This is a genomic window from Vibrio sp. 2134-1 (assembly GCF_033339495.1).
Map to the genome: position 1 here is coordinate 1 of NZ_JAWOUS010000845.1, position 544 is coordinate 544.

The 544-nt window shown below is 46.7% G+C and carries 1 protein-coding gene; it reads left to right on the forward strand.

What is annotated here, in order from left to right; translation table 11 throughout:
• Positions 1-544 (forward strand): ABC transporter permease (locus R7R78_RS28870; protein WP_225474937.1); only part of this gene is annotated, 544 nt, incomplete at both ends.

Genomic DNA, 544 nt, shown 5'->3' on the forward strand with positions numbered 1-544 from the left:
TCTTCGCTTGAAGATTGGCGATGAGTTGGTGTTGTATGGCGCTGGGTATCGTGGTCAGACGGCTGCGGGGTTGTATCGTGTCGCTGGAATTTTGCATTTCCCGTTACAGCAGTTGGATTCCCAATTGGTTTATATGCCTCTCGATACTGCTCAGACATTGTATTCACTTGATAAACAAGTGACGGCATGGGTGCTCAATACTTCAAATTTACGCGTATTGCCCAGTGTGATTGAGCAATTAAAGCGAGATTACGGCAATAGCGTCGCCGTAAAAGGCTGGCAGGAGTTATCGCCGGAGCTTTCTCAACAAATCGCATTAGACAAAGCTGGCGGGATCTTCCTCATCTACATTCTGTATGGCATCGTTGGCTTTGGTCTATTCGCGACCATTTTGATGACGACGTTAGAACGCCAGCGTGAATTTGCCGTGATGTTGGCCACTGGGATGCTCAGGAGCAAGCTGATTGGTTTAATTTCAATTGAATCGCTTTTCATCGCCATTATTGGCATTGTTTTGGGTTTGATTGTCAGTGCACCTGTGCTT